Below are 5,246 nucleotides of genomic sequence, written 5' to 3'. Positions count from 1 at the left end.
GAGCTGCGACTCCCCCGCCGGATCGCGGGACTCGATATCGTATCCACACTTGTCGGCCGCCACATCGCGGGGCAGAAAGCCGAGCCTTTTTTCGGCTGCGATCACCGCCTCCATGGCAAGCATTTCGACGTACCTGGTCTCCCTGGTATGCAGCGTGGTGGTTTCCCCTCCGTTCAGTTTCATAAGAAGGCCTGCCGGGACGATAAGCGCGCCGCCGATGACGTTCGGCGGAAGCGGCGAGATGCGGCGTTCCTGCTGAAGGTCCTCCATCCGCCTCTGGAGCCGCATGGTCAGCTCGTCGGCCCGACGGCGTGCCCTGTCGGAGTTGATTTTTGCATTGACCCTGCCCGCCAGTTCCTGCTGTTTGAGCTGCTCCGCCCGATGGTCCCAGTGGGTGATCTCCGCCGTAAGCCTTTCTTTGACCGCGGCCATGGTCTTGTCAATCATCTGCTCTTTGCGGGATCTGACCTCCTCCAGGTGGGAGGGCACAAGGTTCCGGACGGCGTAGTCGAGGGCACGGGATTCGATCTCGTTGCGAAGCCAGGCGGGCTCTTCCATATGCCGGATCAGGGCAAGTTCCGTTTCAGTGGGCGGGCGGTAGTCGAGGTATGGCGCATATCCGGCGCTGCGAACATCGCCGGATGCAGCCACCTCCGCGAACTGAACCTGGCGGGAGATAACGCGCCGGTTTCCGCTGCGATCGGTGCGCGCATCCTGGATGGAGTGCTCCAGGTACACGAGCGCCCTCGCATCCTCCTCCTGAGAGTTTTCGTCTACCAGGACGGCGCCTTGTCGCAGGAGGTCCCGGTGCCGTTCAAGGATCAGATCTATGGTGGCGTCTAGAAGCGGGTGACCGGGACAAATGAACTCTGCCATAGGCTTGACCGGGACGTTGATCAGTTCTTTCTCGAACGACAGGCGTTCATATCGCGCCAAGACGGGATCACGCATTCCGATGATCCGATCCCTGTTGCGAATGACCGCCGGAACGTGGGTCGCCTCGTAGCGTCTCGGCTCCCTTTCCCGCAATGTACCGCCGAGCCGCCTGAAGGATTCGATGAAGAAGGCGGCAACAAAATGGGGCTGTAGACGGCGAGCCTCAGCCCGTTCCATGTCATCCCTTATTTCCCGGACGCGGGAGGCATCCATGGAGTCGTGCGCCAGGGCGTGTTCCTCTATCAGATCGCGGAGTTTGTTCCGGTCCATGGCGTTGTCGACGACCTGATTAAGCTTGGCGCGTACGTCCGGACGGTCTCCGTAGCGAATGGCCTCCATGAGGAGGCTCCTCAGGGGCTTATCGCCGAAGAGCAGTTTGCCGAGGATGTCGAATACCTTTCCGCCCAGCGCCTTGCGTTCCTCCTCCAACTTTTCAAGCAGGCGTCGATAGACATCGCCTTCCCGCGTCTTTGACGCAACGAGGTTCCAGCAGTGGCAGACCTCCGTCTGCCCGATGCGGTGGATGCGGCCGAACCGTTGTTCGAGGCGGTTCGGGTTCCAGGGCAGGTCGTAATTGACCATCAGATGGGCCCGCTGCAGGTTGATGCCTTCGCCCGCCGCGTCCGTGGCAATGAGCACCTCTGTTTCCTTATCCTGGGTGAAGAGCGATTCGTTTTTCTTTCGCTCCTCGCGGCCCATGCCTCCGTGGATGGTCACAACGGACTCCGGCCTCCCGATCAGCGACCCGATCCGATCATGAAGGTAGTTCAGGGTATCGCGGTGTTCGGTGAAAATAATCAGCTTGCGGCGATGACCGTGGGCATCGAACATCTCCGTCTGGTTCTGCAGCAGACTCGAAAGCTCATCCCACTTGCGGTCCGAGCGTGATTGACGAACCGTCAGGGCCGCTTGCTCCAAATCCCTGAGGATTGCGATTTCCGCCTTTAGCTCGGCGATTGTCTGAGCCGCCGAAGCCAGATCGACGACTCGCTCTTCGGTTTTCTCGACTTCCTCATCAGGCGCGTCTTCGAGGTCCTCAAGGTCATCCTCGGACAGGGACGGGACGTCCATGCGCCAATCGATGCGGACCTGTGCGCCCCGCCGGAGGAGTTCCTCTTCGTCACATCTCTTCTCCAGCCGCTCCCTGCGCCTGCGAAGCGATTGGTAAATGGCCTCTGGAGAAGAGGCTAATCGTCGCTGAAGTACGGTCAGGGCAAACCCAACAGTGCCTTTGCGGCCGTCGCCTGCGAGCTGTTCGGCGCGGTTGAACTCGTCGCGCACATACTCGGTCACGCGCTGGTACAGGTCCGCTTCACCGTCGGAGAGCTCGTATTCGACGGTATAGGCCTTGCGCTCCGGAAACAGTGGACGACCGTCGAATTTGAGCAGATCCTCCTTGACCATCCTACGCATCAGATCGCCTGCATCGATGGAATGCACGCCGTCGCGAAAGATGCCCTCGAAGCGATCCTCATCCAGCAGCGCCATGAACAGCTGAAAGTCCTCTTCCTTTCCGTTGTGGGGCGTGGCGGTCAAAAGCAGAAAATGACGGGTGAGGGAGGAAAGAATCTGTCCCAACTGGTGGCGTTTGGTCCTGCGGATTTCGCCGCCCCAGAAGGATGCGCTCATCTTGTGGGCTTCGTCGCAGACCACAAGGTCCCAATCAGTGGTCTTGAGCTTCTCCTGTACGTCCTCGTTTCGGCTGAGTTTGTCGAGGCGGCAGATGGAGAGAGGGTTCTCCGTGAACCAGTTGCCGGTCCTGGCCGCCTCGTATTTGTCGTTGGTCATGATTTCAAAGGGCAGGCGGAAGCGCCGATGGAGTTCATCCTGCCACTGTTCTACCAGGTTGCCCGGACAGACTATGAGGCAGCGCTGAAGGTCGCCTCGTGCGATCAACTCCTTGATCAACAGTCCTGTCATGATGGTCTTTCCCGCCCCGGGATCATCAGCCAGCAGAAAACGAAGGGGCTGCCTGGAAAGCATCGACTCGTAAACGGCTGTGATCTGGTGCGGAAGGGGGTCAACGAGGGAGGTGTGAACCGCTAGAAGAGGATCGAACAGGTGGGCGAGGTTAATGCGGTGCGCCTCGGAAACCAGCCGGAAAAGGTCGGCATCGCCATCGAAGCTCCAGGGTTTGCCGGATTCCATTATCTCCAGGTCGCCCTCGCGGTCGCGATATATCAGTTCATTGGCCAGCTTGCCCTTGCTGTCCTTGTAGATCAGTTCGACGGCGACGGAGCCAATCCAGGACACATCCACCAAGGTTATGAACCCGTCCGGCAGAATGCCTTTGACAGTCGCGCCACGTTTAAGTTCTTCGAGTTTAGCCATTAGGATTCTCGTTATCTGTTTTTAGTGTTCGAACCACCGCTTCTCACCCACTCGTCAACTTCCCGCTGATTACACTTCCGGAGGTGCCCGATCTTTCGGCCCGGCATCCGGCTTAACGCCGATAATCACGGATAAACCCAGATTACAACATATCAGATGGGTTTTGTATGTCAAGCGGCTGAAATCTCCTCCCCTGTGTCTGGATGCCCTACGTGCAAAAGTTCAGTTTCCAGTGTAATATTGATCCGAGCCATGAGTTCGACGCCTCCCCAGTTTGATGTCGTGTCGCAGTTACATCATAACCGAGGCTAGAGCGAGTGGCTCCTGTTCGAATTTACACCATCATAATAGAAACCCAATCCGGGAGGGGTGATGAAGGGTGGTTCCGAAGGTTGCGCCGACGCGGGGGAATGCGGTGAGGATCGCCTCCTCCCTTAGGCTGGCTGAGAAGGGAAGAGGGCTGCTCGAGCAGAAGCGGACCATTCTTCTGATGGAGCTGACCGGGCGTATCCGCGAGGCGCGCGAGCTCCAGGAGAGCCTGGAGAGGGTCTTCGCGGACGCTTACTTCAGCCTGCAGATGGCGGGGCTGTCGCTTGGAATAGACAACGTGGAGGAGCTGGCGTACTCCGCGCCCGAGTCGGACGACTTCAAGATACGGCTTCGTTCCGTCATGGGAGTGGAGATCCCGCGGGTCGACCCTGTGGACAGGCCGCCGGAGCTCTGCTACTCGTTTCTAGGCACGTCGGGGGTGCTTGACGCGGCATACAGCAGGGCACGGGAGGTCCTGTCGCTGATCGCGCGGCTGGCGGAGGTGGAGACGTCCGTCTACAGGCTGGCGACGCAGATCCGGCGCACTCTTCGCCGGGTCAACGCGCTGGAGAAGGTCGTGGTCCCGACGCAGAGGGCGGCTCTTGCGTGGATCGCAAGCGTGCTGGAGGAGAACGACCGAGAGGACTTCATTCGCATGAAGATGGCGCGTGAAGGTCTTTCGGAGGGAGGTGCGGAGGGTTGAACCTTAGTACTGTGTTGATCGAGCTGCTGGACGCCTCCGATGAGGCGGCCGCGGGGGTGGAGGCGGCAAGGCGCAAGGCGTCGGAGATGCTGCGCGAGTCCCGCGAGCGGCTGGCGGCAGACAGGGAGACCAGGCTGACCGCGGCCAGGACCCAGGCCAAGACGATCGTGGAGTCGGCACGCCAGTCGGCGGAGCTGGAGGCGGCGCAGATCGCGGAGATGGGTGCGCGCGGCCGAGCGGGGATGAAGGAGCGTTTCGCCCAGTCGGCGCCCGAGATCGTGAGGTCTCTGACCCTGGAGGTCGCTGCTCGCTACGGCGGCGTCAAGGAGGAGTAATGCTTCTCTCCGCGGGTGAAAGGGCCTCCGCGTCCGCCAAGGCTCGCGTCTTTCGGGGAAGGATGCTCTCCCGGGAGGATTATATGCGCCTGCTGGAGTGCGAGACGGTCGGGGCGATCGCGTCCTTCCTTTCTCGTACGGAGGCCTACGGCCGATATTTCGACGGCACTCCGCACCCGGAGGAGCTTCGCAGGTGGGAGCTGGAGGAGATTATCACACTGGTGCCCGTCATGGAGGAGGCGCCCTTCGGCCGCTACCTGGGGCGGATGCGCTCTTCCCTGCTGGACGCCTGGGGCGCGCGCTTCGATGTCGAGGTCATCAAGCGGGTCCTTCGGATGATCGTAACAGGGCTCGGCAGCCGGGAGGCGCTTCGGCGCTGGGTCGGCTCCGCGCCCCTCTCCCTGGCCGACGAGGAGAGGCTGCTCTCGGCGCAATCGCTTCGCGATGTGCTGGAATCGGTCAGGGGCGGGCCCCTCGAGAAAGTGCTGGGCGATCCTCTGCGGCGGGTCGAGAAGGAGGCGAGGGGGGAGGCCCTGTTCCATGCCAAGACCGCGATGGACTCGTTCTTTCTCACCCGTATCCTCTCCGAGGCAAGGAAGCTGCCCGTGCCGGAGCGCAGGTGGGTGAGGCGG

General features: G+C 60.9%; 4 protein-coding genes. 3 read left to right on the top strand and 1 reads right to left on the bottom strand.

Annotation, left to right across the window (positions count from 1 at the left end; all coding sequences use genetic code 11):
* Positions 1-3,267, bottom strand: a 3,267-nt coding sequence (locus GX181_05765) for a DEAD/DEAH box helicase family protein (protein NLM71445.1), incomplete at its 3' end; no start/stop codon positions are given.
* A gap of 379 nt (positions 3,268-3,646) precedes the next feature.
* On the opposite strand from GX181_05765, the gene GX181_05760 reads away from it, so the two are divergent.
* From GX181_05760 to GX181_05750, 3 genes are all read left to right on the top strand, one after another.
* On the top strand, positions 3,647-4,279 hold the full coding sequence (locus GX181_05760) for a V-type ATP synthase subunit D (GenBank protein ID NLM71444.1): 633 nt from the start codon (positions 3,647-3,649) through the stop codon (positions 4,277-4,279).
* Positions 4,276-4,614, top strand: a complete 339-nt coding sequence (locus GX181_05755; protein ID NLM71443.1) for an ATPase — start codon at positions 4,276-4,278, stop codon at positions 4,612-4,614. Before GX181_05760 ends, GX181_05755 begins: the two co-directional genes overlap by 4 nt.
* On the top strand, positions 4,614-5,246 hold a 633-nt coding region (locus GX181_05750), incomplete at its 3' end, for a V-type ATPase subunit (protein NLM71442.1). The genes GX181_05755 and GX181_05750, both read left to right, overlap by 1 nt.

The organism is Synergistaceae bacterium (assembly GCA_012521675.1).
GTDB lineage: Bacteria > Synergistota > Synergistia > Synergistales > Aminobacteriaceae > JAAYLU01.
This window is presented reverse-complemented; position numbering and strand designations above follow the sequence as displayed.